Consider the following 26,153-nt stretch of genomic DNA (forward strand, 5'->3'; position numbering starts at 1 on the left):
AAGTTGGGCTAAAGTTAGTAGTGGTGATTTTGTAATAATGGTTAGTTTCCCTTGCTCTTTTTAATAAACTGTTTTGCAACTGTCGCCTGCATCTCTACCAGTTGCTTCAGCTGCTCGGGTCTAATCCCGTTGGTGACTGCGGACGTAATTACTTCCGTCCAGGAGTCATCCAGGTAACCCTTGACCCTCAGCAGGTTCTGGTAGTCGGTCAGGGAGGGGGACGACTCCTTTAACACTGCCACCAAAACGCCGATGACCCGGTGGTCTGGACCAAATTCAATGTCCTTGTACTCCGGGTTGGCGGAGCGCAATAGGGTCCTGTCGCCCTGCTTGATGTAGAATTTCAGGTTGGCCTGCCACTCGTTGTCCTCGACGCCGGCGGCTACGATCTGGCCGTGGTTGGCATAGTCGGTGTGACTGCATAGGGCGAGATCCCCCGGATTGATGCCGGCGTAGATCATCGAATCACCCACGACCCGCAAGGCAAAATCCGCCCTGATATTGGAAGGAGATTCGATTTCATACTCCCAGTTTTCCTCCGCCAGGATGGGAATGCCGGCCCGGATGGTTCCCAGCACCGGTACTCTGTTTCTCACATATTTTTTCCCCGTTAAAAAGGTAATGTGAGCTATTTTACCGATTTCAATATTTTCGATTAAGGAGGCGACAAACTCCATCTGCAGCTCCAGAGGCCATTTGTCGATGTTATTGGCGCCGTTTGACAGGTATTTTTTTAATTCCCCGGGCGGTTTCCCCATGCTGTCGGAGAGTTTTTCGAGACTTTCGTAATGCTCCGGCTTGGTGATAACAGTAATAGAATTTATTACTTCATCTTTAATCTCAGAGAAAATATCCTCCAGCTTTTCCAACCGCTCCATAATAACAGGCGGGATTTTGCTAAGGTAGCCCTCCATAACCAGCTTCTCAGGGTCGCCGCCGAGCACCTCCGCCAACACTCTGGAGATTTCTTCGGAGGGGGCGTTCCTGGCGCCGTTACGAAGCTTGCTGATATAAGTGGGGTGGATGGCCAGCCCTTTGGCCCGGCAACCTTCGGTAATCTCGTCTAAAGTCAGTCCGGACCGTTCCATGTAAGTCTGTAGAAGTTTGGCGTAGGACATAAGTTTTCAACTCCTTAAATGGATTTTATTTCTATTAGACAGACTTGTCAAGTGGTAAATTTTAAATATCTCTTCTTAGAAGATATTGACAATTATGGCTAGGACATATATTCTATATCCAGACAATATTGTCTAGAAAGGCAGGTGACCTCATTGAGCGATGCAAACTACATCGGCGATAAAATAAAAGAGCTGCGTAAGGAGCGGGGGTGGTCCCAGAGACTGCTGGGCGAGAAGTTCAGCCCGCCGAAAAGTTTCACGGTAATCTCGCGGTGGGAAAGGGGCAAGGTGGTCCCCTCAACCGGGCACATCAGGGAAATGGCCGGTATCTTCCAAATTTCCACTGAGGTTTTTATTTGCCCAGCATCTAGACAGACAATTCAGGCTAATTAAAACACCTATCAAACATAAGAAGGGGGGTGGTTAATGGCCGTAAAGTTTTAAGACAACTGAATAGCCCCGCTCCATACCGGTTGAATCCAGGGGCGGGGCAATTCACAATATAGGTGGACATGTATTTATCACTTGCGCTTTCAATGCGAGCTTGAAATATGCGGAGGTTTAAAGCATTGGCAGGCTGGATCAAGCTGTGGCGAAAACTAAAAGACAATGGGCACTTAAAGATGCCCGGCACGGCCTTCAAACTGTGGATCTATTGCCTCCTGGAGGCTGCCCCACGCCCCGACCGGGCGCGGGAACTGGAAGTCGGGGAACTGTGGCTCAATTACGAGCATATCCGGCAAGTCATCGGTGAAGCCCACCGGCAGATGAGCAAAAGCACGGTTTCAAGTGCCCTGAAATACTTGGAGCAAAGCGGCTACCTTAAGCTGCAGGCCAAGTCGTTCTATGGTGTCAAGGCCTGTGTGGCCAACTGGCAGGATTACCAGACGGGTACAATTTCTGTACCCGTGGAAAGTCCTTCGAGTACACCTGCGAGTACGGAAACTGTACCCGTGGAAGGAGCATCGAGTACACCCACAAGTACAGAAACTGTACCCGTACCTGTACTCGCACCTGTACCTGTGGGGGGAACTGAGCCCAACAACGGCGCGGCCTCCCAGTCTCCTAAGAATATTAAGAATAAAGATCTAAAGAATACTGTAGTAGTTGATTTGGCAGAGCATTTTGCCAGAGAATTTGGCAGGACGCTGACGCCGTTTGAAGTTAGCTATTTAACCAAATGGCGCAGTGAGTTTCCAGAAGAATTGATCCTGGCTGCCCTGGCCAGAGCCACCCTCCGGGACAAGCGGAGCCTGGCCTATGTCGGGGGTATCCTGACCAACTGGCAGAAAATAGGTATTCGCACCGTCGATGAGATCCCGCAGGAAAAAACCGTGAGAAGCCGGCGGAAAAGCGGACAAGCTGGTCAGCAAGATGCGGCTGACCGGAAAAAGAGAGATTTTATCAGATCGTTATACATTTGAGGGAGGTTTCCATGAACGAAGTGAAAATTACCATACCAGGCCGGCCGGTGCCCAAAAGCCGCCCTCGCATCGGCTACCGCGGGCGCAGCGTGATCTTATACACGCCGCCGGATACGGAAAACTACGAAAAAGGTGTGGCCAGCGCCGGACAGGAGGCTTGCAAAAGCCCGGCAACCGGGCCGGTAGAAATGGAGATTGCCGTATACTTCAACCCTCAGGCCAAAGCTTCCACCAGGGGCGGCCGGCGCCGCTCAGGTATACTGCCGGACCTGGACAACTGTGTTAAAGCAATCGTGGACGGGCTCAATAAGGTGGCCTATATAGACGGCCGGCAAGTGACGCGCATCCTGGCCGAGCGCAAGGTTGACCCGGTAGAGCGGGCCGAAGTGGTGGTAAGGGCAGCGGAGCAAGGATAAATGCAGGAAGCAATCACCTGCCGATGCTGGTTCTACCGGGCAGATGAAACCGGCGCGTGCTGGGCCAAATGCCCAAAAAGGGTGGCAAGCTGTGTCGTGTGTGGATTTGGAGGCAGGCAGTTTAAGCCGGCCGGGAAGCTGAAGAAATACCGGAATAAGGTAAAATGAGATAAGGAGAAGCGATGAGGAAAGCTGACTTTACAGCAAGAGTGAAGAAAATTGAAATCGTTAACCGGGTGCTGTCAGACGGCTGGGCTCAGTCCATCCGGGTGGTCCTGGAGGACATTGAACTAACTGACGAGAACCTTTTGGAGCTGAAGCAATTTAAACCCAACGAGCAGGTGCTGGTAGAGCTGAGCCCGGCCCAGGTCAACCTGCTCGACTTCGATGCCAAAAAACAGGCAGCGGTAAGCACGGAGCCAGGCAGCCAGGAATTGCTTGGGAACAGTAGCATGGACGTTGAGGAAAAAGAGTTCATGAACTTTATGGAGGGGGACGAGCCCCTGGGTGGAAACGAAAGGGTGGAAAAGGAGTGGAAGTTTGAGCGCTCCTGACCAGATGAGTTTAATCTCAGAAAGGCGTTCCGGGACATAACCGTACGAATAACTAACTTTTTGCAGGAGCTGTTCACAGCTATATGGATTTTCCATAGCCCGCTCCAACTGGTATTTGCAAGCCGCACATGATAGGTGGAGCGGGCTTTGTATTTAAATACTAAAAAATTTTGAGTACAATAATGTCGTTTTCTGAAAAAATATATGCTTACAGGCAGGAAATCCCACCTTGAAATAGAAGAAATTATATTTTTAAAGGGACTGTTACTTCTCATTCTGAATAGTTATAGCTATAAGGTGTCAATAATATATTGTATTATTTATTTTAAAAGGATGGTTATTTTTGTCTTCTGTAAAAGATTATTTGACTAAAGAAAGCGCCTCGCTTCAGGAACTGAGTGGCAGTTTTGCTCCTGAATATCAGCATGAGGTAATGAAATCATCTTTAGAATCCTCACTGTTGCCAGAGGCTTCTTTCAATCTTTTGCTACTGGCCGAAGGGGCAACAGCTAATGAATTATTGCATAACTTGGCCCAGGTCGCCTATGACCGTTTTGTTTCAGGTTATCTTGAGCAGATGGGGACTTACGCTGCTTTGACTGTTGAGGAACTTTCGGGGGTAAAAGTATCGGTATTTTCGGGGCAGGATTTTGGTACGGAGCAATTGGAGAAATTGCTCGCCCTGTTTACTGGTGCACGCTCTGATGATCCCGTCCTGGAGTGGTTTGTAAGTGATGGTGCTACTATTTTAAGTGATGTTAGAACACGTCTTTTGGTTAAAGATGTGGACGGCCTTGCCGCGCTGATCCGCCAGTTGGAATATTACTCCGTATTCTTTTCGTCTCCTGCTGATGAAGTGGAAAGTTACAGTTATCTGATTGATATAGTGGAGCGAATTGTCCCCGATTTGACGGATTTAAAATTATTAACAGAGACAAAGACAATAGAAGTAGTTTTGGGAAAGGAAATCTTTGAATTTGACCAGTGGGTTAATGACGCTTTTCATCTGATTGACTGGAAAGAATGTTTTCTGAAAATAGCTGCGGAAGCACTAAAAGATGCCGCTCAAAAAATTTCCAAAGATACCGATGATAAGAACGAGCCAAAATCACAGGGTTCATTGATAATAGGCTTCACGTCGGAGTTGGAGGCTTCTCAATGGTCATTAGGAGTGATAGATGAAATAGATATTGCGGAAACAGAAAAAGGGGGTCTATATGGACAAGCCGGTGCTCCCACATCCGGTGCAGCTGCATGAGGTTGTTTTAGAAAAAATAAACTGCCGGCGGATCGGCAATTTTTCTCCCAAAGCCAGTTACCGGATGAACTTTGCTGTGCGCACGAAATCTATAAGTAAAACTGAGGCTTATGGATATCTCTGTCTAAAAGTATTTTTTGATGGACAGCCGAATGTATTTTCAATGGAAATTATTGTGCGCGGTAAATTTATTGATGAAAATGCAACTAACCGTAGTATGCTGAAGCGTTTTGCCGAGAGACAAAGTTTACCCCTATTGCTGCCCTGGGCGCGGGAGGCAGTATCTTCATTAACCCGGCGGATGGGCTATCCTCCTCTCCTTATACCGCTCATTGATGTTTCTGCAACGTTACGTACAAAAGAGGTATAGGTGAGGGATAGTTGCAAGGAGGGAGAATAAATGCTCTTTTCATTTTTTCACGCTGATATCTATATGGATGACGTAAACAGCCAGCAAGCAATTCACGATCTTGCTGACTTTCTTTTTCAGGAGCAGGATTTTTTAACAGATGCGGCTGACGTCGTTCTAAGTAATGATACTGTAATGAAATTTGAATACTGGAAAATAGCTTACCTAAGAAAGGTTGTCAGCAAGAAAAAAGAAAAATTGCGCAACAAGTTTACCGATTTGTTAGCTACAGTATTTGAACTGGCCTGGACTCCTCCAAAAGGAGAAACCGAGGTAGATTACCTGCGCAGGCTTCGCGGGGGTATACTGGAAGTACTGGTATCGCGTTTTTTAATGGTGCGCTATCCCTGCATGGGCTGCAACTGCCATGTTTTAGTGGATGCTGAGCCGTTAAAAGGTTCTAATGGCGCACCAAAGACAGTGGACGTAGCGGGAGTGGACAAGCTTGATAATCCGCAACAAGGTGAGTTGTACGAATGCAAGGTAGGTAGTTTTCATATCAAAAAATATCATCTTGAATTCATTGGCAACACGCGCTTATATCTTGATCAAAATGGTTTAACAGCTGTTTTGGCTGCGGTGGTTTCCTTTGAAAACGAGGTTTTATTGAAGGCGTCCTTTAGAAGACTAGGTTACTCTACCCAAAAGATGATTTCTCGCAAACACTTAAAAAGTTTGGTGAGCTATGAAAAAGTAAAATCAGTGTTAACAGCGGTTTGAACAGGGAAAAATATGGATATTTAGAATAAAAACATTTAAATGTTAAAGTATCACTTGTAATTGATTAAACCATATTAGCTAACTGCAACGAGTGCAGGTAAAGGATTTAGATTATGAACAATTTACACCAACTACTTGCTCAGCATACCAAAGAATGGTGTGAAGCAGGTTATCCCTGCGAGGATTACCCCGTTATCTCCGAAATTCTTGAATATCAAATAGAGCCCGAAACAAAAATATTAAAATTCTTGCGCAAACCACAATTGTGGGCGCTTGAAATATACTGGTATTTGCGTTTGGTGGAGAAAACGCCCCATATCTTTGATCTTTACAACAGCTACTTCCCTAAGTTAAGGGAAAAACGCCAGGTACTAGGCTTAACGGCTGAAGCGATCAGGGATTTTATTGAAGACGAGGGGATAGATGCTCTCTGGGAGCGGATTAAAACAGATGACTCCTTTGTGCGGGACTTTAAACTGGAATCCTTAAGGGAGACCTTGACTCTGGATTATCCCAGCTATATTTTTGCCCTGGCGATGGGTGCGGGTAAGACCATTTTGATTGCGGCCATCATTGCTACTGAATTCGGTATGGCTTTGGAATACCCCGACGGACCGTTTGTCCAAAACGCCCTGGTTTTTGCGCCGGGTAAGACCATAATCGAATCCTTACGGGAGATATCCCAGGTCCCCTATCAGAAAATATTGCCGGCACGTCTTTATAAACCGTTTGCCGCCAGCGTAAAATTGACCTTTACCCGTGATGGAGAGAAAGATTTGCCTGTGATCCGGGGTTCCTCCTTCAACGTGGTGGTGACCAATACCGAAAAAATCCGTATCCAGAAGGAAACCATTCGCAAGAACGACCTGGGACGTATACATTTCTCCTTTGGAGATGAGGATAAAGCCTTCGAGGAAGTCGCTAATTTGCGGCTCCAGGCCATCGCCAGCTTGCCCCGGTTAGCGGTTTTCTCCGACGAAGCCCATCATACTTATGGTCAAAGCCTCCTCGGCAAGTGGGAGAAAGACCGTGTCACAGGGGAGAGGGTTTTCAAGGAGGCTGGCATTAAAAAGGTCAGAAAGACGGTGGACTATCTTGCGGCTAACACGGACCTGGTATGTGTGGTTAATACGACAGGTACGCCTTATTTTGAACGCCAACCATTGAAGGATGTGGTCATTTGGTATGGCCTGTCTGAGGGTATTGCCGACGGCATTCTGAAAGAGTTAGCAGGTAACATCCTGGATTACGGTTTTGATGCCAACAATACTGGTCAATTCATTACCGAGGTCATAACCGATTTCTTTCGCGATTACGCAGATGTACGACTCCCTAACGGTGCGCCTGCCAGACTGGCAATTTATTTTCCCCAGACCGATGATCTGGATGAAATGCGTCCCTATGTGGAGGCAGCTCTGGTTGCCTGTGGCCAGTCCCCCGCGGTCATCATAAAGAACACATCCGAATCCACAAAAGAAGAGATTGATGCCTTTAACCGTTTAAATGACCCGTATTCACCACACCGCGTTGTTTTACTGGTTAACAAAGGCACCGAAGGCTGGAACTGTCCCAGTCTTTTTGCCTGTGCGCTTGCCCGTAAGCTTAAGACATCAAACAACTTTGTCCTGCAAGCTGCCACTCGCTGCCTGCGGCAAGTGCCAGGAAATAATGTTAAAGCCCGTGTCTATTTGTCAAGGGACAACCGCTCTATTTTGGACCGCCAGCTCCAGGAAACATACGGAGAGACCATAGCAGATTTAAACCAGGCCGGACGGGAAACCCGCTCTAGTACTATAAGGTTACGTAAAATAAAAATGCCGCCCCTGGTTGTTACGCGTATTTTGCGTACCGTTACACGTAAGCATGTTTCGGAAATAATGCCCCTTTCGTTGAGCAAACCAAAGTCGTCCGGCTCTGATGTAATAACCAAGGCCGTTTTGACATTATCTGAGCAGCAGGCGACTTTTAGCGTTCTGCAGCAACTGGGTGACACGGTGGTGATTGAGGCTGCTTCCAATACATTGGACCTTTATGCCGCCGCAGTGAAACTTGCTATGGATTACCGGCTCGACTTATGGGTGGTTTATGAGCAGTTGGTTGAGCTTTATGGTTCCGATAACGAAATTCCCTTTAAACACATGACTGACCTGGCCCGGCAGATTGAGAAGCAGACCCGTCACTACCATGTTGTTGAAGAGAAGGTAGATGTGGCGTTAGCTTTGGTAAAACCGGAGGGTTTTGTCCGGGAAACCGGTGTCGATGGATCTGAGGTATATACCGCCGAAATCACCTATCCGAAGGACCGGGAGCATTTACTCACCCACATCGAAGATATCAAAGATAACGCCGGAGCTTTTGGGTTCCACTACACGCCTTATAACTTTGATTCCAACCCGGAAAAATCTTTCTTTGAGCAAATGCTGACCCACCTGAACCTGTATCCAGAAGAAGTTGAAGATATTTATTTTACCGGCGCGCTGACAGATCCGGATAAGACCGACTTTTTTGTGGAGTACAAGGATGATAAAGGTAAATGGCGGCGCTATACCCCCGATTTTATCATCCGTAAAAAAGACAGTGACGGGAAGCCCGGTAGATGTTTAATCATTGAGATTAAAGCCGAGCGGGAGCGCAACCATCCGCTGGACGGTGAAAATGGACGCAAGGCTCTAGCGTTACGCAAATGGGAAGAGCTCAATCCAGACCGCCTCCAGTACGAGATGATCTTTACAGCTACTGATACCGTCTCTATGGACCAAATAAAGATAGCCCGCCAATTCTCAAGAGGGGATAAACAATGAGCGCAACACTTTTTAAAAAGGTAGATTATTCACTGGCAAAACTCATTCATGACATTGAGCAGGGGGAGATTGGACTTCCGGACATCCAGCGGCCATTTGTATGGGAGGCCACCAAGGTCCGCGATCTGTTTGATTCTATGTATAAAGGGTTTCCAGTCGGTTACCTGTTGTTTTGGTCAAAGGACACTCTTTCTGAAGATTTTTGGAATATTGCCCTCGTCAATAACCTGGAATCCTCGGCAGGCCGGACTCCGGTACTATTTGCTTATTACGCGGCACTAAACCTGCTCGATGCGAAGGTGCTTTTTTCAAAAATGAAAGTTTCAGAATTACTGGACCCAGCGCTAAAAACGAAAAAGTCGGCCACGGAACGACACCACCTTTTCCCGAAAGGTTACCTGCATAAGCTAGGTATTACCGAGGTGCGGGACACAAACCAGATTGCCAATTACGCCCTGGTAGAATGGGACGACAACATCGGCATCTCAGACAAATCCCCGTCGGAATACTTTCCTCTCTACGCCCAGCGCTTTACGCCGGAAGAGCTGGCGCAGATGATGGAATGGCATGCGCTGCCGGAAGGTTGGGATAGGATGGGATATACGGAGTTTCTTACGGAACGGCGCAAGCTCATCTCCCGTGTGATCCGGAAGGGTTTTGAAAAGCTTTTTGGTCAGGGGGTTGGCGCATGAGTGAGAAAAAGGAAGTGAAAATTGCGGCCGCCAAAGGTCGCCCAATGCTCACGTGGGTTGGGAAAAGGCCTCTGCGGCACGTTAACGCTTTTCCAGCCCAGCGTGTTGCAACATTTGACCCCTCTGGCGAATTGGTTCAAAATAAGCTAGATGCCTCATGGGAGGGTTGGCCCGAGTATTATCCCAAAGGTGGTCTGCTTTTCCACGGTGATAACAAGGAAGTGCTGGCGCACCTGCTTGCCAACGGCTTTCGGGGCAAGGTGAACCTGATTTACATCGATCCGCCGTTTGATTCCGGAGCGGACTACGTACGCAAGGTGCAACTGAGGGGTGTAACCGGAACGGCCAAAATAGACGGGGAAACCTACACACTGGGGGAACAGATTCAGTATACGGATATCTGGGCGAATGATAATTATTTGCAGTTTATGTATGAGCGGTTGCTGTTGCTGAAAGAATTGTTGGCTGAGAATGGACTTATTTTTATTCATATGGATGAATCAAGAGGGCATTATATAAAAATATTACTTGATGAAATATTCAATCAAGAAAACTATATAAATGAAATTATTTGGAAACGTCAGACTGCACATAGTGATATTGGGCAGGGGTCAAAACATTTAGGTAGATTACATGATAGTATTTTTATATATTGCAAAGGATCAAGCTATAAATGGAACAATGTATATACTCGTTACTCTAATGAGTATATTGAAAACTTTTATAAATATTATGACCCTGAAACTGGTCGACGTTATAGGCTTAGTGATATTACTGCTCCTGGCGGCAGGTCAAAAGGGAATCCTTATTACGAATTTCTCGGGGTAACAAGATACTGGAGATTTTCAAAGGAACGAATGGATAAATTGTTTAAGGAAGGACGTATAATTCAAACGAATTCAGGAGGTGTTCCATCGCAAAAAAGATATTTAGATGAAATGCCAGGGGTGCCATTACAGGATATATGGGATGATATAAAACCGATTCAAAGTCAAGCATTGGAACGAGTGGATTATCCCACACAAAAATCTATGAAATTAATTGAAAGAATAATAGAAATTGGTTCAGAACCATGTGACCTTGTACTCGATTGCTTCATTGGTTCCGGCACCACTGCTGCTGTAGCACAAAAACTGGGACGTCGCTGGATTGGCTGCGATATCAACAAGGGGGCCATTCAGACCACAGCTAAACGCCTGCAGTCCATCATCAACGAACAGGTACAGGAGGCGCACAAGCCACAGCAAACGGAGTTTAGCGAGATGGCCGACGAGGATAAAAAACCGGAACCGGCGCAACTGGCGTTTACCAACTGGCGTGTCAATGACTACGACCTGGCTATTCAACATAACGAAGCGGTAAATCTAGCGTGCGAGCATATAGGCGTACAGCGCACCCGTTCTGATGGTTTCTTTGACGGTATCCTGGGCAAAAAGCTGGTCAAAATAATCCCCTTCAGCCACCCGCTCACCCCGTTGGATCTGGAGGAAATCAAAAAAGAGCTGGAAGCCCGGCCAGAGGAAGACCGTTCCATTGTGGTGATTTGCCTGGGGAAGGAGCTGGTTGCCGATGCCTGGCTGGAGGATTGGAATCGTCTCCGTAAAGGCAAGGACGCCGTAAACCGGGTTGATGTTATTGAACTGCGCACCGATCCCAAATATGGCAATTTTATTGTGCATCAACCTGCTACGGCGAAGGTTAATATCCAACGTGCCGGTGACAAAATTAAGGTAGAGATCAAGGACTTTATCAGTCCAACTATTGTTGAGCGGCTGGAAATGGATACCCCCTTGTTTAAAGCCAAAATTACAGACTGGCGGAGTATGGTTGACTACGTGATGATCGATACCGCTTATAATGGCCAGGTTTTCAGTGTGGACCTGGTTGACGTGCCGGAAAAAAAGAGCGACCTGGTTAGCGGAGTATATGAACTCCCCGCACCCCAGAAAGTAACTATTATAGCCGTGAATATTGTAGACATGTTGGGTGAAGAAGTCCTGATAACTAAACGTTTGTAAGTATAACTTCTTTTTATATATGGTTGAAGAGATAGATATATATGGTGGAATGATTATTATATATATTTTTTTGAATTCTTTCTATTACGTATAAAACACACTTGACAGAACATATGTACGCATATATACTATAACTGACCGGTAAATTCTGCCGGTCTTTTTCTTTTAGCGGGGGCCTTCTCACCGGTCGGGGCCCGCACCGTAAACATAAAACGCAAGGGGGGGATAATGAAATGGCAGTCACCAAAGTACCCGGTAACTCTATCCTCAGGCTGGTACTGCATGTTGGCGATAGCGGCAGCGGCAGCCCGATCCTGCGGAACAGGAGCCTGACCAATGTCAAATCAGCTGCATCAGACCAGGACATCTTTGATGTGGCCACCGCTCTTGCTGATCTACAGGATTATCCGCTGAACGGGGTTACCAGAGTGGATAACGCCGCATTGATCCAGGCTTAAGTAAAAGCGCCTTAAACGATTGAGAAAAAGATGGTTAAGACCAGAGAGGAGGGAGAGCAATGGCGATAACTACGACCCTGCGTATGAGCTTTCGGAACCAGGCCGGCAAAACCGTCAGTATCAGCCTGGACAACCCCAAGGCAGGCCTGACCAGCGCCGCGGTTGAAGCAGCGATGGACCTGATGATCGCTAAGAACATTTTCACTACCTCCGGTGGTGATTTGGTCAGCAAATATGACGCCAAGCTCATTTCTACGGACACCACGGATCTTTATAACCCGCCTGCTTAAAAGCGCTGCCAACAGCTGAAGATAAATACGCAATCACGACGAAGGGAGGAGCAATCCTCCCTTTGTCACAAAATTAACCGGAACATAAGAAAGGGCAGGGGGTGAAAACCTGTGGAAGAAATCTTAAAACTTGCTGCCAACTACGGCTTCCCGATGGTGGTGGCCGGCTACCTTTTGATAAAGATAGAGCCCGTAATGAAGGACCTGCAAAAGAGCATAAATTCACTGACTATTGTGGTTGCCAGGCAAAGCGGGCTGGAAACGGAGGAAATCAGCAAAATTATCAACGGGTGAGTGATTCTTTTTATTAAAATATTGCCATTGGGAACACATGTTTGATATAATACTATAAGAACACTTGTTTGTGGGGTGGTTTTATGACCGAACGTGAGCAACAAATTTATGCTGCCATTAGCGAGTATACCAACCAAAAGGGTTATCCGCCGTCAGTCCGTGAGCTTGGTGCGATGGTTGGGATAGCCTCAACATGTACGATGCATCATTATCTCCACCGGATTAAAGGACAAGGCTTGATCACTTTCGAGCCCAGTAAACCCCGTACATTAAGGTTGCTTAAGTAAGATGGTAGGAGCTGTTTTTAAGTATAAGCGCCTTAACAACCAGGAGCTCCTGGAAACCATAAAGCTCTACAATGACGAGCATGGTTATTCACCGACCGTACGTGAGTTGGCCAGACTCACCGATACCAGCGTGTGCACCGTGCACAGGCATCTTCATGAGCTGATTTACGGCGGTTATATCAAAGCTGAGCAGCCTCGCCGGCGCATCCTCCGGGTGGTGAAAGATTATGACTAAACTGTACCGGTCTCCTGTGCAGGTAGAGTTGGATGCCAGAGCAGAGCCCAGGCGTTTTCGCTGGCTGGGGCGTTGGCACCGGATTTTAAAATGTGCGCTGGACGAAGAAGGGCAGCATTTGTGGAGTAAACTAAGGACCCCTGAGCCGAAGCGCTACAGGTGTGAGACCTATCAGGGACTGGTCTGTGATTTGTGCTTTGCCAGGGAATCAGGGACATGGGTATTGGAGCGGGTGTGGGATTAAAGTATATAAATGTTTTTCAGATTTAGGCGCCGAGCAGAATCTACTCGGCGTCTTTAAAATTTTGTTTATTATGTTATGATTAGTTGTGTGCTAAAAAAAGACGGGAGAGAATATTTCGTTTATGGACATAAATTGGAAAAAGAACATCATACTTTTTTTGTTCAGCCAGACCGTATCGCTCTTTGGCTCGTCCCTGGTTCAGTATGCCATTATGTGGTATATCACGTTAAAAACACAGTCGGGTGTAATGATGACCATAGCCATTGTTTGCGGTTTCCTGCCTACCTTTTTTCTTTCTCCATTTGCGGGGGTATGGGCGGACCGCTATAATCGAAAAGCACTCATCATTCTGGCAGATTCTTTTATTGCCATAGCAACGCTTGTTTTAGCCATATTGTTTCTCATGGGATACGATATGCTATGGCTGCTCTTTGTAATTTCAGCCATACGCGCGCTCGGGACAGCAGTTCAAATGCCGGCGATAGGGGCCTTCCTGCCCCAACTTGTGCCGGAGGACAAGCTTACCAAGGTGAACGCGACAAACAGCAGTATACAGTCACTCGTTATGCTGGTATCCCCGATGCTTAGCGGCGCACTGCTCACTATGTCTACCATTGAAACAATATTTTTTATAGATGTTATTACGGCAGCCATAGCGGTTTTGACATTACTTTTGTTTTTGCATGTGCCGGTTCATGCAAAAGCCCTGGAAAAGCAGACAATCAGCTATTTTGGCGATATGCGTAAAGGCTTCGCCTATATCAAAAATCATGCCTATATTAAAAACTTCTTTTTGTTTTGCGCAATCTTCTTTGTATTAGCCGCGCCTGCCGCATTTTTAACGCCGCTGCAGGTCACACGTAGTTTTGGCAGCGATGTTTGGCGTCTAACGGCAATTGAAATCACCTTTTCTGTCGGTATGATGGGGGGCGGTATCATCATGGCTTCCTGGGGTGGTTTCAAGAACAAGGTTCATACAATGACGCTGGCAAGCCTTATTTTTGGCGCCTGTACCTTTGCACTCGGGGTTGTTCCCGATTTTTGGATATATTTGATTTTCATGCTCATAGTTGGCATAGCTATGCCAATCTTTAATGTGCCCTCTACAGTTTTATTACAGGAGAAAGTAGAGGTGGATTATTTGGGTAGAGTATTTGGTGTTTTAGGGATGATATCAAGCGTTATGATGCCACTGGGAATGCTTGTGTTCGGACCATTAGCTGACATCATAAAAATAGAATGGTTACTTAGGGGAACAGGCTTGCTTCTCTTTACTCAAGGCTTTTTCCTGATAGGCAATAAAGTGTTAATTGAGGCTGGTAAACCAATCTTAAATCCTGAACAGTAACTACATAGCTAGTTTATCAGATAAAGGTAACTGGCTTGCTTTTAAATTCGGCTGAATCATTGTTTCTTCTACAGTATAACTTTCATTTTTAATTTTGTGCCTCAGTATATGAGAGCATTATCAGCAGCGATACTAAAAATAATCACTTATAGTACATTGAAATGATATAATATTGAAGTATTGAAAAGCACAAAGGCAAGGAGGATGGATTTAAAGTGAAAAAATGGTTGGTCCCAGTTGGTATTATTGTCGTCCTGGTTATCATTCTAAGCTCCGGCTACAATAACCTGGTCAAGCTCTCGGAAGGAGTTAACAGCAGTTGGAGCCAGGTGCAAAACCAGCTGCAGCGCAGAGCCGATTTGATCCCGAATTTGGTACAGACAGTGAAGGGCTATGCGGCGCATGAACAAGACATTTTTACGCAGGTTGCTGAAGCAAGATCAAAATTGGCGGGAGCTGCGACTGTGGGAGAGGCGGCCCAGGAGGATCAGGCTTTAAATTCCGCTCTGGGAAGATTATTGGCGATCGCTGAAAACTATCCGCAGTTGAAAGCGGATGCCAACTTCCGAGCCTTACAAGATGATCTCGCCGGTACAGAAAACCGTATCGCTACAGCTCGCATGGATTATAATAATGCCGTGCAGGCTTATAACACCAAAATCAAGGTTTTCCCCACTTCGCTTTATGCCGGCATCTTTGGCTTTGGGCCAAAGGACTACTTTCAAGCGGCGGAAAACGCCAACACTGTGCCAAACGTTGATTTCTCCAAATAAAGCAAGTAATAAGGAAGGGAATGAAACCACATGAAGAGGGCAGCCCTCCTTGTCTTGTTAACCTTTTTGATGCTGGCGGTGGTTTCTCCCATAGCGGCAGCCATCCCTGCTGTCCCGCAGCCCAGCAGCCAATTTTATGTCTTAGACCAGGCCAATGTACTTGATGATAATACGGAACAAACCATTGTTCAAACTTCTGCTGCGCTGGCGCAAAAAACAAAGGCGCAAATCGTTGTTGTCACCATAAACAGTCTCAATGAAACAGCGCCTGAGGAATATGCGCTGGCAATTTTGCGGGATTGGGGGATTGGGGATAAGAACCTGAACAATGGGCTGCTGATACTTGTGTCTCCAGTAGAACCGGTTTGCCGGATTGAAGTCGGTTATGGATTGGAGGGCGTCTTGCCGGATGCCAAGACAGGCCAGATTCAGGATACGTATATGCTCCCGTATTTCCAAAATAACGACTACAATAAGGGGATCCTGAACGGTTATCGCGCGATCGTCCAGGAAGTGGCCAAGGAGTATCAAGTAACTCTGGAGACAGGCTCGCCACAACCGCCGGCGGATTCACCCGCAACCCGGTCTGCTTTGCCAACATGGGCTAAAATTTTGATCGGCATTATGATCGTCTTGCTGCTTTATTTAGACCAGCGCTTCCTTAACGGGTTTATTCTCGGTATGGTTTTAGGTACGCTCTTGCGGGGAAGAGGCGGCGGTGGTGGTTTTGGCGGCGGCGGTGGTTCAGGTGGCGGCGGGGGCAGCACTAGGAGATGGTAGTGGTGGATTTTTATGGGCGATGTTTATATGTCAGCAGACTAGAAAATAGCATTCTATACGAATTTAGTTATGATTTGCCGGAGAATTAGATTAGTGTGGTGGTGAATTTTAGATGATCGAAGAAATTTTGCCTAATCTTTATCGGATAGAAGTCCCTCTGCCTAAAAGTCCCCTCAAGGTTTTAAATGCCTATCTCGTCAAGGGGCAGAGGCGCAATCTGCTCATTGATACCGGCTTCAATATGGAAGAATCCAAAGCAGTATTATTTAAGGCCTTAAAAACACTAGGGGTTGATTTAGCGCAAACAGATATTTTTCTTACGCATTTGCATCCTGATCATAGCGGCCTTATTTCGGCTTTTACCACCGAAAGTTCGGTGATCTACTGCGGTGAACTCGACGCATATATCCTTAACGCCACCCATACCGTGTCCTATTGGTCGGAACTGAAGATATTATTCGGTTTGCATGGATTTCCGCAGCAAGCTATTGATGAGGTAATCAGCAAGCATCCTGGTTGCAACTACAACCCGGATCGGGATCATGTTTTCAGCTTTGTCAAGGATGGCTACATTCTGGACATTGGCGGCTATTACTTTCATTGCGTGGAAACCCCCGGACATACCCCGGGGCATGTGTGTCTTTATGAGCCTGAGCGCCAGATTTTAGTATCCGGTGACCACATTCTGGACAACATCACCTCTAATATCAGTGAGTTAGGGATTACTGATCCCCTGGGCAATTATTTGAAGAGCCTCAAGAAGATTGAATGTCTGGACATCCGCCTGGCGCTGCCGGGCCACCGGCGGGTTATGGCCGACGTGCACAGGCGCATCAGTGAATTACAAACACATCATGACCACAGGTTGGCCGAAGTCTTAAACATATTAAAAGACGGGCCAGCCGACGCCTATCAGGTCGCCGCCCGGATGACGTGGGATTTCGCCGGGACCTGGGACCTGTTTCCTCTGTCACAGAAATGGTTTGCCGCCGGCGAGGCTATTGCCCACCTGCTCTACTTATATAACAAAAATCAGCTCCGGTTCACTAAAGCTGGCGGAAACCTCGCCTTTGAGCTTATCGCTTGAGTTCCCGGTTCAACAGGGACAACCTTTTATGTGAGGTTCGCAAGATAGAAAGACTGTTAACCTGCCTACCGGCTCTGTTAAGATGCTAAACTACATAAAATTACAATTGCTGCATGTGTTTTGCAGCTTTTTTTGTCCGCAAAATTTATTCATCATCTTGACATAACTCCAGCTTGAGATTATAAGTAATAATAACTAGTAAATAAGAATATATGTATTTAGGAGGTTGTCTCTTGAAAGAACAACAACTTGTTGAGCAGCTGCGTCGCAACGGATATAAAATCACACCGCAACGTCAGGAGATCCTGAAGGCGTTCATGGAAAGCAGCAGCAGGCTGCCGCAAAGCGCCGAGGACATTCACAATAGAGTTGTTGAAAAATACCCTAATGTCAGCCTGGACACGATTTATCGAAATCTTAATGTGCTTGAGGGTTTAGAGATCATCAGCAGGCTTAGCCTCAAAGACGGCAAGAGCCGTTATGAGTTAAACCCGGGTGGCAGTCACCAGCATCATTTAATTTGTTTGGGGTGTGGAGCGGCGGAAGCAATAGACTATTGCCCGTTAAAGGCTCTGCATGAGATAGGAATAGCAGAGGAAAAAAAATTTGAAATCAGAGAACACAGCTTTGAGATATTTGGCTATTGCTCACTTTGCAGAGAGCGGTCTGATGAGATAGGCAAACTGCCTGGTAAATGCAGTTGAACAGTATGGACAAAGCCTCAAGGTTGTTTGGATGGCAATTTTATCGAAATTCTTAAGTGAGGCATTTGAATTAATGGGTATTACGGAGATTTTTGAGCATGTGCAAGAAAAAGCCTGCGGTCTTTGCTGCACAAAGCTGGAAGGCTTTGGGGTGAGTATTGGTAAAACTGAAATACTCAGGGACATCAATATTCATATTCACTGCGGAGAATTGACGGCCTTAATTGGCCCCAACGGGGGAGGGAAGACCACCCTGTTGAAAGCGATCCTTGGTGAAATCTCCCATACCGGCGCGATCAAATTTCTTGACGCCAGGGAACAAAAGAGCAGGAAGCCGGTCGTGGGCTATGTTCCCCAAAGATTGGATTTTGACCGGGGAGCGCCGGTCAGCGTAATGGATCTGTTCGCCGCCAGTTTATCTGTCCGGCCGGTCTGCTTCGGTTATTCACGGAAACTGCGTGAACGCGTTTCAGCCAGTTTGGTTCATGTTCAGGCGGACCACCTTTTGGAACGGCGGTTGGGGGATCTCTCGGGAGGGGAAATGCAGCGGGTACTTCTAGCGTTGGCTCTCGACCCGGGGCCAGACCTGCTCTTGATGGACGAACCCGTTTCAGGCGTTGACGCGAGGGGCAGAGAGTTATTCTACCAACTGGTTTTTAACTTGCGCCGTCAATATGACCTCTCGATTATTCTGGTCTCCCACGATTTGGACATGGTAGCGCGTTATGCCGACCGTGTTGTGCTTTTGAACAAGACGGTACTCTGTACAGGCGCTCCGGCAGAGGTCTTGACCAGTGAAAAGCTCCTGCAGGCTTATGGGCAGCTCTGCTTGGAAACTAAGGCGCAAAACTATTTGCAGCCCAATATCGTTGGAGGTGTCCCCGTTTAATGGAGCTTTGGTATGCTTTTGTTAGCCATATGTTACCGTTTGCCTGGGCCAGCCATGGGTTTATGAAGAATGCCCTGCTGGCAGTGTTGTTGGTCGGGCCAATGTTCGCCATCATGGGGACGATGGTTGTCAATAATAAAATGGCTTTTTTTTCTGATACCATTGGACATTCTTCGCTAACAGGCATTGCTATCGGAGTGCTCCTGGGATTCCAGGACCCTTTATGGATCATGCTTGTTTTTTCAGTCTTTTTGGCGGTTGCTATTTCCATGCTTAAACTCTGGACCACGGCCCCCACCGATACTGTGATTGGTTCGGTTGCCGCAATAATGGTAGCTCTCGGCATAGTCCTGCTCTCGCGGGGGGGAGGTTTCGCCAAGTTCTCACGGTTTCTCATCGGTGATATACTTAGCATAACTTCCGGGGAAGTGCTGCTCTTGGCCATAGCTCTGGGCGGGGTTTTACTCCTATGGGGATTGATGTTCAACAAGTTTTTGCTGGTTAGCGTTAATCAATCCGTCGCTCTTAGCAGGGGCATACCTGTGCGTCTGGTAGAAATAATTTTTTGCGTGGCAACGGCGATTATAGTAACCATATCGATTCAATGGGTCGGCATCCTGATTATAAATTCATTTTTGATTTTACCGGCTGCAGCGGCCCGTAATGTAACCGGCAACATGATGAGCTACCATATCGTTTCGGTATTGATAACAATTTTTTCTGGAGTTGCCGGCCTGTTATTGTCTTACTACTGGGCTACCGCTACCGGGGCAACGATTGTTTTAATAACTGCCCTTTTCTACTTGGCCACCCTTTTGATGAAACCCCGTTTGGCCTGAAAATAAACTAAAATTTGTTATTATTCCAAAATCTTATGTCTAAAACTCGCCATTTTGTGAAGGAATTAAGATCTTCGGCAGAGAAAATTTTAAAATGAGCTTGACAATAGGCCAGGACTTGGCCTACTCTTTTATTTACGGCATTGTCGAGCTGCGTGGGACAGCCCGTCCACCTTATGGCTGGTTTTTTGACTTTTCCCAGATATAGGCGCCGATTTGGCTAAGCGCTTTCTTTAGGCCGCCAGGGTCTTTTAGTGTATAGCCCTTTGCCCAGTAATCAGCAAGTATTTCGTTGAATTTCACAAACCCGGATATTCCGGTAACAATCCAAAGATGAACATACCCCACATCTTTTTCATCGCAGGAATGGTCCTGGTCATGTTTGTGGGTAATGCGAAACTCGCGTATGCAGTTTTCGTCATCACACCATGATAAGGTTCCTTCATTTACAGTTAATTCTTTGCCGCAAGTGTCACATAAAAAGGCCAAAACGAATCACTTCCATTTCTATATTTTAAAAATTATAAATACAATTAAGAATGCTTGACCATTATTTTTCCACAAAACGAGTCCGGGTACCTTCTTTTTATGAGAAATGAAACGCATAAAGATTTCAAAATTATCTAAATTAAGACAGGTTGTGGTGCCTTTTAGAATCGCGTGACTATTTGAAGAAGGCGGACTGACTTCATGGCATCCCTTTTGCATATTCATTATTAAGATAATACTAAATATTTAGTTATTAAGGGGAGGGATGCTATAGGCAATGGCTTGCAGGCTATCTTGAAAGGGATGGCCTAATTAGGTAATTCCCGCCATAGCTGCTGTTAAAATGTGTGCGTGTCAATTATACGCGGGTTTACCGGGAGAAAAGGTCTTGGTTTGGGTGGGCTGAACAAGCCCACAGCGCAGTGTCGTGTAGTGTACGTTAAGGGGAGGATTTAGTTCGGCTGAGCTGTTAAAAGCTCGTACAGTTAGTAAAGGACTTCAGAAAAAACCTTTTATTACTGGTGAGGTTTAGGGGTGTTTGCCTCAATCTGTTCCTTTGGGGAAAGGAGAGTAACATGGAGCTAGCGAAGAACTTACAGAAGACTCTCAATAAGTCTTATGGAAAGACAGACCTGTATGTTGACCTCGCTGAATCGATTACCGGTATTATACTGGTAGGTTTCTTGTGGATGCACATGCTCTTTGTAGGTACGATTTATATCAATAATGGTGTTTTGTTTAACTCGTTATCCGAGGGGCTGGATAAGTATTATCTGGCTCAAATCGGCATACCGGCCACGGTATTGGTTATTTTGCTTCACATTTTTATGGCCGGCCGGCGCGCGCCGATGCGCCTGCGTGATTTGAGGATAGCGTGGCGGTTGACCAAGATGCTCAATCACTATGATACCTGGGTTTGGGTTGGTCAGGTAATCACAGCCTTATTGATAGGTATTTTCGCAAGTATGCACCTTTGGACAGTCATGACAACCTGGCCTATTGAAGCGGTGAAAAGCGCTCACCGTGTCGCCGATCCGGGTGTTGCTTTTTGGGGTCATTTCAGCATCCCATACTATTTAATTTTTTATACAATTTTTCTGCTCGTGGGAGAATACCACGCCGGATTCGGACTCTACCGTATCCTTGTCAAGTGGGGCTGGTTTGAGCGGCATAAAATGGGCTGGGTGTTAAAAGGAATAACCGTTATTATTATTTGCATCGGCGTTGGAGCCCTTTACATGTTCACTCAGTTAGCTAAAATGTATCCGCATGTAGGAGGTGCCCTATGAGCGCGAAACATACTCATATATCTGATGTTCTAGTTGTTGGCGCCGGCCTTGCCGCTGAACGGTCCGCCATTGAGGCTGCCGAACAGGGGTTAAGTGTTATTATCCTAAGCCTGATTCCGCCGCGGCGCTCGCACAGTACCGCTGCCCAGGGTGGCATGCAGGCGTCTCTAGGAAACGTTGCGATGGGCTTGGGTGATAACCCCAGGATTCACCTGGAGGATACTATTAAAGGTTCTGACTGGGGCTGCGACCAGGAAGTCGCTAAAGCGTTTTGCGATACTGTTCCGATCATGATCCGGCAACTTGACGCCTGGGGTGTCCCCTGGAACCGTGTTACGGCCGGTAAGAAAAAATACGCCAGTGGTGTTGAAACAGAGGACTTAAAAGAAAAAGAAGGTTTGATTACCGCCCGTGACTTCGGCGGTGTGGCCAAGTGGCGCTGCTGCTATACTGCAGATGGCACCGGCCATACGGTGATGTTCGTTGTGGACACAGTCGTTTGCAAGATGGGGATTACCGTCCATGACCGGATGGAAGCCATCTCTCTGATTCATGACGGTGATACCTGTTTAGGCGTTGTCGCCAGGGACTTGAGGACAGGTGACCTGAACGTATACCTGGCCAAGTCGACCGTTATTGGTACCGGTGGCGCCGGACGTATATACGCTGCGTCCACCAACGCTGTAATCTGTGAAGGCACCGGCGGGGCTATCTGTCTCAACACCGGTCTTGTTCCTCTCGGTAATATGGAAGCTGTCCAGTTCCACCCCACGGGCATGCCGCCGGTGTGGATCCTGATGACAGAAGGCGCACGTGGTGATGGTGGATACCTCTTGGATAAGAATATGCACCGCTTTATGCCGGATTACGAGCCAAAGAAGAAAGAGCTTGCCTCACGTGACGTTGTTTCCCGCCGCATGATTCAGCATATTCGGGCAGGTTACGGTATCCAGAGCAAGTACGCGCCGCAGCACCTCTGGTTGGATATCCGCCATTTGGGTCGCAAGTGGGTATGGAACAACCTGCGTGAGATATCCAATATCGCCATGAACTTTAACGGTTTGGATCCGGCTAAGGATCTGGTTCCGGTTCTTCCCACCCAGCACTATACGATGGGCGGCATCCGAACCAATAAGAACGGTTTTGCATATGGCCTCAAGGGTCTCTTTGCTATCGGCGAAGCAGCCTGTTGGGACCTCCACGGCTTCAACCGCCTTGGCGGCAACTCCCTGGCGGAAACAGTCACCGCGGGATTCCTGGTTGGTAAAGAGGTTGCCAAATATACCCTGGGTGCTACACAGAAGTTTGATTACAAACTGGTTGAAGGTTTTGTCAAGCAGGAAGAAGAACGGATTAAGAACCTTATTTCCGGCAGAAACGGCAAGGAAAACGCATACGAAATCAAGGCAGCAATGGGCCAAGCCATGATGGACCACGTCCACATCTTCCGGACCGGCCCGGCATTGCAAGAAGGTGTGACAAAACTCCAAGAACTCTACAGACGCTCACTGAAGATCGGACTGCGTTCCTCCGGACAGGGAGCCAATCCGGAACTGGCTCAAGCATTGCGGATGCCGGGTATGATACGTATGGCGCTTTGTGTGGCATACGGTGCTTTGATGCGTACGGAAAGCCGTGGCAGCCACTCCCGCGAAGACTTCCCGAAGCGGGATGACGTCAATTGGCTCAAGCGGACGCTGGCTTACTGGAAGCCAGGGGCCGATCTGCCCACGCTTGACTATGAACCTGTTGCCACTCCACATATGCCTCCAGGAGACCGCGGCTATGGAGAAGCAACCGCAGGCCCGAAGGCGGCGAAATAACGTGGTAAAAGGAGGCATGAATAGATGGCACGCCAGTTAACATTCTCGATTTTTCGCTATAATCCGAACAAACCGGGCGATAAGCCCAGGATGCAGGAATATACGTTCGAAGAATTCGAAGGTTTGACCATGTTCGTGGCACTGAACAAGATCCGTGAAGAGATGGATCCGACCCTGATGTTTGACTTCGTCTGCCGCGCGGCAATCTGCGGTTCCTGTGCCATGATGATTAACGGCAGGCCGCGGCTGGCCTGCAAAACCATGACTATAAACCTGCCCAGCCGGATTACGGTGCTGCCGTTGCCGGTGTTCAAGCTGATTGGAGACCTCTCGGTTGATACCGGAACCTGGTTCAGGAATCTACAGGTCAAAACCGAATCATGGATTCATACCAACAAGAAGTTTGACCCCAATGCTCTGGAAGTAAGGATGGATAATAAAATAGCAGAACAAATATATGAGCCGGAACGTTGCGTCGAGTGTGGCTGCTGTGTAGCTACCTGCGTAACTGCCAATATCCGTGAAGACTTCATTGGGGCAACGGGAATCAACAGAGTTTCACGTTTCATGATGGATCCCCGTGATGAACGTTCAGACGCAGAGTATTATGAAGTGGTTGGCAATGAGGACGGCGCTTTTGGCTGTGTTGGTTTGATGGCCTGTGCCGACCTGTGCCCCATGGAAATACCCTTGCAGACGCAGCTGGCTTATGCCCGGCGCAAGATGGCCGCAGCCGGCTTAAAGCTCCAGTTTGCGGGAGTGAAAATATCTTAAACAGGTAACTCTTTAGTAAGGACTAAAACGCCGTGGCGGAAATGGAAACTGCCACGGTGTTTTTTTCTGTATTGAAGGACATATAATGATGAGTTTCTTTAGGCAAGTAGCCGTCTTGGTATAGAAAATATTAGGAGATACAAAATATGCGTGTGGTTGATTTTGTTCGTCAAATATTGGTATAATGTATTGTATTTTAAAAGAATTAAAGCACTCCATTGAAAGCGGTGAACCGTTGCAATGAAAATTTATGATGAACTGGTAGCTCGTGGCTTGATTGCCCAGGTTACCGACGAAGAAGAAATTAAAGAACTTATTAATAATGGTAATGCAACATTTTATATTGGATTTGATCCAACTGCGGATTCTTTGCATGTTGGTCATTTTATGGCCCTATCCCTGATGAAACGCTTGCAGATGGCAGGAAACAAACCGGTTGCTCTTCTTGGAGGCGGTACAGGGATGATTGGTGATCCATCCGGCCGGACGGATATGCGTTCGATGATGACACCTGAAACAATTCAGCACAATATTGATTGCTTGAAAAAGCAGATGGAACGCTTCATCGAGTTTGGTGAAGATAAGGCGATTATGGTTAATAATGCAGACTGGCTCTTAAAGCTGAATTATATTGAATTACTGCGTGAAGTAGGAACCTGTTTTTCTGTAAATAATATGTTGCGCGCAGAATGTTATAAGAACAGAATGGAAAAGGGACTGTCCTTTTTGGAATTCAATTATATGATCATGCAGTCCTACGATTTTTATTACCTGTTTCAGCATTACGGGTGCAATATGCAGTTCGGCGGTGACGACCAGTGGTCTAATATGCTGGGTGGTACGGAACTGATTCGCCGTAAGTTAGGCAAAGATGCCTACGCCATGACAATTACACTACTAATGAACTCCGAAGGCAATAAGATGGGCAAGACGGCCAAGGGTGCTGTTTGGCTTGACCCCAACAAAACCTCACCTTTTGAATTCTTTCAGTATTGGCGTAATGTCGATGACGCTGATGTGCTCAAGTGCATCCGTATGCTTACCTTCTTGCCCCTGGAACAGATTGACAAAATGGACAAATGGGAAGGCAGCCAGCTAAACGAAGCCAAGGAAATTCTGGCCTATGAACTGACAAAGCTGGTCCACGGTGAAGAAGAAGCCCAAAAGGCCATGAACGCTTCTCACGCTCTCTTCGCAGGCGGCACGGATGATTCTGACATGCCAACTACTGAAATTGAAACCGAGCAACTGACCAATGGTGCGATCAGTATTTCGGATTTGCTGGTGGTGTGTGGTTTAACGGCTTCTAAGAGTGAAGGAAGACGTCTGGTGCAACAGGGTGGTGTATTTGTTAATGATACTAAAGTTGAATCCATTGATCATAAAATTACTTTAGAACAATTGAAAAACAGTGTCAAAATACGTAAAGGTAAGAAAACTTACCATAAGGCTTTGATGAAGTAAAGAAAATGATAACTGGAGTATAAGCCTGGGTAACTATATCGGTATAGACGAACGATATGATGCTGCGGTATTTTAAACTGGTAACTGCCGTATCCCTGTAAGAGTTGGGTGATATTGAAAGAGGCTTAAAGTTCGGTGAAATGCATCCAAGGATGTCAAGATGCGCCTGGCCAGGGAAATTGTCTCACAGTACCATGACCATGATGCAGCAGTTGCCGTTGGAAGAGGAATTGATAAGAATATTCCAACAAAAAGATCAGCCTGATGAAATACCTGACTTTAGATTATCAGAGGACATGCTGGAGGACGGGTTGATCTTGCTGCCCAAATTGGCGCCCGGCAGCGCCTCAAGCACAAGCAACGACAGACGTCTTATCCAGCAGGGGGCGGTAAAAGTCGGAGGCGAAAAAATTTAAAGTGTAAATGGCCCAAAGGGTTGAGATATAAACTTTTGACCAGGAAGAATCTATTACAAGAACAGAATTAAGATAAGAAAGGGCGCTTAGGCGCCTTTTCTATTTTCGAACAACTAATATTGGCATGATTTAGTACAGCCCTTGGAACATTTTTTTATGCACTTATTGCAATCAGCAATCATTTTTACTGTTGAAACATAAATTAGTATACGGGAATTATTTTAAAAAATTAGTCCCATTTAACATGGTTTAAGGAGGTG

At 46.8% G+C, this 26,153-nt stretch carries 31 protein-coding genes; 29 read left to right on the plus strand and 2 right to left on the minus strand.

What is annotated here, in order from left to right; all coding sequences use genetic code 11:
- Nucleotides 1-41: 41 nt before the first annotated feature.
- Nucleotides 42-1,118 carry a S24 family peptidase gene (locus Psch_RS00115; protein WP_190238741.1) on the minus strand — a complete coding sequence of 359 codons (1,077 nt, stop codon included), beginning with the start codon at nt 1,116-1,118 and terminating at the stop codon, nt 42-44.
- A gap of 153 nt (nt 1,119-1,271) precedes the next feature.
- Here Psch_RS00115 and Psch_RS00120 point away from each other — a divergent pair, with 153 nt between their 5' ends.
- From Psch_RS00120 to Psch_RS00235, 24 genes are all read left to right on the plus strand, one after another.
- Nucleotides 1,272-1,511: a helix-turn-helix domain-containing protein gene (locus Psch_RS00120; RefSeq protein ID WP_190238742.1), complete on the plus strand. Its 240-nt coding sequence runs from the start codon at nt 1,272-1,274 to the stop codon at nt 1,509-1,511.
- 176 nt (nt 1,512-1,687) lie between these two features.
- Entirely contained in the window at nt 1,688-2,542 is an 855-nt protein-coding gene (locus Psch_RS00125) for a DnaD domain-containing protein (protein ID WP_190238743.1), read from the plus strand.
- 11 nt (nt 2,543-2,553) lie between these two features.
- Nucleotides 2,554-2,958 (plus strand): RusA family crossover junction endodeoxyribonuclease, encoded by a 405-nt coding sequence (locus Psch_RS00130; protein WP_190238744.1) that lies wholly within the window; start codon nt 2,554-2,556, stop codon nt 2,956-2,958.
- A complete protein-coding gene (locus tag Psch_RS00135) occupies nt 2,959-3,126 on the plus strand; it encodes a hypothetical protein (protein ID WP_190238745.1) in 168 nt (55 codons plus the stop codon). It begins immediately after the preceding gene.
- A gap of 14 nt (nt 3,127-3,140) precedes the next feature.
- The gene (locus Psch_RS21020; RefSeq protein WP_243123909.1) at nt 3,141-3,512 is read left to right on the plus strand and encodes a hypothetical protein; all 372 of its coding nucleotides are present in this window, start codon (nt 3,141-3,143) and stop codon (nt 3,510-3,512) included.
- A gap of 343 nt (nt 3,513-3,855) precedes the next feature.
- Nucleotides 3,856-4,770, plus strand: coding sequence for a hypothetical protein (locus Psch_RS00145; protein ID WP_190238746.1), 915 nt, complete (start codon nt 3,856-3,858; stop codon nt 4,768-4,770).
- Complete coding sequence (locus Psch_RS00150) at nt 4,730-5,140, plus strand: protein-export chaperone SecB (protein ID WP_190238747.1); 411 nt, start codon at nt 4,730-4,732, stop codon at nt 5,138-5,140. The genes Psch_RS00145 and Psch_RS00150 overlap by 41 nt, the downstream gene beginning before the upstream one ends.
- Nucleotides 5,141-5,170: 30 nt before the next feature.
- On the plus strand, nt 5,171-5,899 hold the full coding sequence (locus tag Psch_RS00155; RefSeq protein ID WP_190238748.1) for a hypothetical protein: 729 nt from the start codon (nt 5,171-5,173) through the stop codon (nt 5,897-5,899).
- A gap of 113 nt (nt 5,900-6,012) precedes the next feature.
- Complete coding sequence (locus Psch_RS00160) at nt 6,013-8,700, plus strand: TnsA endonuclease N-terminal domain-containing protein (protein WP_190238749.1); 2,688 nt, start codon at nt 6,013-6,015, stop codon at nt 8,698-8,700.
- Nucleotides 8,697-9,392 carry a DUF262 domain-containing protein gene (locus Psch_RS00165; protein WP_190238750.1) on the plus strand — a complete coding sequence of 232 codons (696 nt, stop codon included), beginning with the start codon at nt 8,697-8,699 and terminating at the stop codon, nt 9,390-9,392. The genes Psch_RS00160 and Psch_RS00165 overlap by 4 nt, the downstream gene beginning before the upstream one ends.
- A complete protein-coding gene (locus Psch_RS00170) occupies nt 9,389-11,410 on the plus strand; it encodes a site-specific DNA-methyltransferase (protein WP_190238751.1) in 2,022 nt (673 codons plus the stop codon). The genes Psch_RS00165 and Psch_RS00170 overlap by 4 nt, the downstream gene beginning before the upstream one ends.
- Before the next feature lie 233 nt (nt 11,411-11,643).
- Nucleotides 11,644-11,868, plus strand: coding sequence for a DUF1659 domain-containing protein (locus tag Psch_RS00175; protein ID WP_190238752.1), 225 nt, complete (start codon nt 11,644-11,646; stop codon nt 11,866-11,868).
- 59 nt (nt 11,869-11,927) lie between these two features.
- On the plus strand, nt 11,928-12,158 hold the full coding sequence (locus Psch_RS00180) for a DUF2922 domain-containing protein (protein ID WP_190238753.1): 231 nt from the start codon (nt 11,928-11,930) through the stop codon (nt 12,156-12,158).
- A 111-nt stretch (nt 12,159-12,269) separates the two neighbouring features.
- The gene (locus tag Psch_RS00185; RefSeq protein WP_190238754.1) at nt 12,270-12,452 is read left to right on the plus strand and encodes a YvrJ family protein; all 183 of its coding nucleotides are present in this window, start codon (nt 12,270-12,272) and stop codon (nt 12,450-12,452) included.
- Between the two features lie 83 nt (nt 12,453-12,535).
- On the plus strand, nt 12,536-12,739 hold the full coding sequence (locus Psch_RS21555) for a LexA family protein (protein ID WP_190238755.1): 204 nt from the start codon (nt 12,536-12,538) through the stop codon (nt 12,737-12,739).
- A 1-nt stretch (nt 12,740) separates the two neighbouring features.
- A complete protein-coding gene (locus Psch_RS00195; RefSeq protein ID WP_190238756.1) occupies nt 12,741-12,974 on the plus strand; it encodes a LexA family protein in 234 nt (77 codons plus the stop codon).
- A complete protein-coding gene (locus tag Psch_RS00200) occupies nt 12,967-13,218 on the plus strand; it encodes a hypothetical protein (RefSeq protein ID WP_190238757.1) in 252 nt (83 codons plus the stop codon). The genes Psch_RS00195 and Psch_RS00200 overlap by 8 nt, the downstream gene beginning before the upstream one ends.
- A gap of 121 nt (nt 13,219-13,339) precedes the next feature.
- Entirely contained in the window at nt 13,340-14,566 is a 1,227-nt protein-coding gene (locus Psch_RS00205) for an MFS transporter (RefSeq protein ID WP_190238758.1), read from the plus strand.
- 215 nt (nt 14,567-14,781) lie between these two features.
- A complete protein-coding gene (locus Psch_RS00210) occupies nt 14,782-15,339 on the plus strand; it encodes a LemA family protein (protein WP_190238759.1) in 558 nt (185 codons plus the stop codon).
- A gap of 30 nt (nt 15,340-15,369) precedes the next feature.
- Nucleotides 15,370-16,119 carry a TPM domain-containing protein gene (locus Psch_RS00215; protein ID WP_190238760.1) on the plus strand — a complete coding sequence of 250 codons (750 nt, stop codon included), beginning with the start codon at nt 15,370-15,372 and terminating at the stop codon, nt 16,117-16,119.
- Between the two features lie 112 nt (nt 16,120-16,231).
- Nucleotides 16,232-17,206 carry an MBL fold metallo-hydrolase gene (locus Psch_RS00220; RefSeq protein ID WP_190238761.1) on the plus strand — a complete coding sequence of 325 codons (975 nt, stop codon included), beginning with the start codon at nt 16,232-16,234 and terminating at the stop codon, nt 17,204-17,206.
- Between the two features lie 233 nt (nt 17,207-17,439).
- Nucleotides 17,440-17,910 carry a Fur family transcriptional regulator gene (locus tag Psch_RS00225; protein WP_243123910.1) on the plus strand — a complete coding sequence of 157 codons (471 nt, stop codon included), beginning with the start codon at nt 17,440-17,442 and terminating at the stop codon, nt 17,908-17,910.
- Between the two features lie 73 nt (nt 17,911-17,983).
- The gene (locus tag Psch_RS00230) at nt 17,984-18,799 is read left to right on the plus strand and encodes a metal ABC transporter ATP-binding protein (RefSeq protein WP_190240171.1); all 816 of its coding nucleotides are present in this window, start codon (nt 17,984-17,986) and stop codon (nt 18,797-18,799) included.
- Nucleotides 18,799-19,638: a metal ABC transporter permease gene (locus Psch_RS00235; RefSeq protein ID WP_134218721.1), complete on the plus strand. Its 840-nt coding sequence runs from the start codon at nt 18,799-18,801 to the stop codon at nt 19,636-19,638. The genes Psch_RS00230 and Psch_RS00235 overlap by 1 nt, the downstream gene beginning before the upstream one ends.
- Before the next feature lie 174 nt (nt 19,639-19,812).
- Here Psch_RS00235 and Psch_RS00240 read toward each other — a convergent pair whose 3' ends face one another.
- Complete coding sequence (locus Psch_RS00240; protein ID WP_190238763.1) at nt 19,813-20,127, minus strand: hypothetical protein; 315 nt, start codon at nt 20,125-20,127, stop codon at nt 19,813-19,815.
- A gap of 575 nt (nt 20,128-20,702) precedes the next feature.
- On the opposite strand from Psch_RS00240, the gene Psch_RS00245 reads away from it, so the two are divergent.
- The 5 genes from Psch_RS00245 to Psch_RS00265 all read left to right on the plus strand — a co-directional run bounded on the left by Psch_RS00245 (nt 20,703) and on the right by Psch_RS00265 (nt 25,893).
- Entirely contained in the window at nt 20,703-21,416 is a 714-nt protein-coding gene (locus Psch_RS00245; protein ID WP_134218723.1) for a succinate dehydrogenase/fumarate reductase transmembrane subunit, read from the plus strand.
- Nucleotides 21,413-23,239 (plus strand): fumarate reductase flavoprotein subunit, encoded by a 1,827-nt coding sequence (locus Psch_RS00250; protein ID WP_190238764.1) that lies wholly within the window; start codon nt 21,413-21,415, stop codon nt 23,237-23,239. The genes Psch_RS00245 and Psch_RS00250 overlap by 4 nt, the downstream gene beginning before the upstream one ends.
- A gap of 24 nt (nt 23,240-23,263) precedes the next feature.
- Nucleotides 23,264-24,013, plus strand: coding sequence for a fumarate reductase iron-sulfur subunit (locus tag Psch_RS00255; protein ID WP_190238765.1), 750 nt, complete (start codon nt 23,264-23,266; stop codon nt 24,011-24,013).
- Nucleotides 24,014-24,253: 240 nt separating this feature from the next.
- Nucleotides 24,254-25,477, plus strand: coding sequence for a tyrosine--tRNA ligase (gene tyrS / locus Psch_RS00260; protein ID WP_190238766.1), 1,224 nt, complete (start codon nt 24,254-24,256; stop codon nt 25,475-25,477).
- A gap of 152 nt (nt 25,478-25,629) precedes the next feature.
- Nucleotides 25,630-25,893, plus strand: a complete 264-nt coding sequence (locus Psch_RS00265) for a hypothetical protein (protein WP_190238767.1) — start codon at nt 25,630-25,632, stop codon at nt 25,891-25,893.
- Nucleotides 25,894-26,153 lie beyond the last annotated feature (260 nt).

The sequence above is a fragment of the Pelotomaculum schinkii genome, assembly GCF_004369205.1.
GTDB classification, from domain to species: Bacteria; Bacillota; Desulfotomaculia; order Desulfotomaculales; family Pelotomaculaceae; genus Pelotomaculum_C; species Pelotomaculum_C schinkii.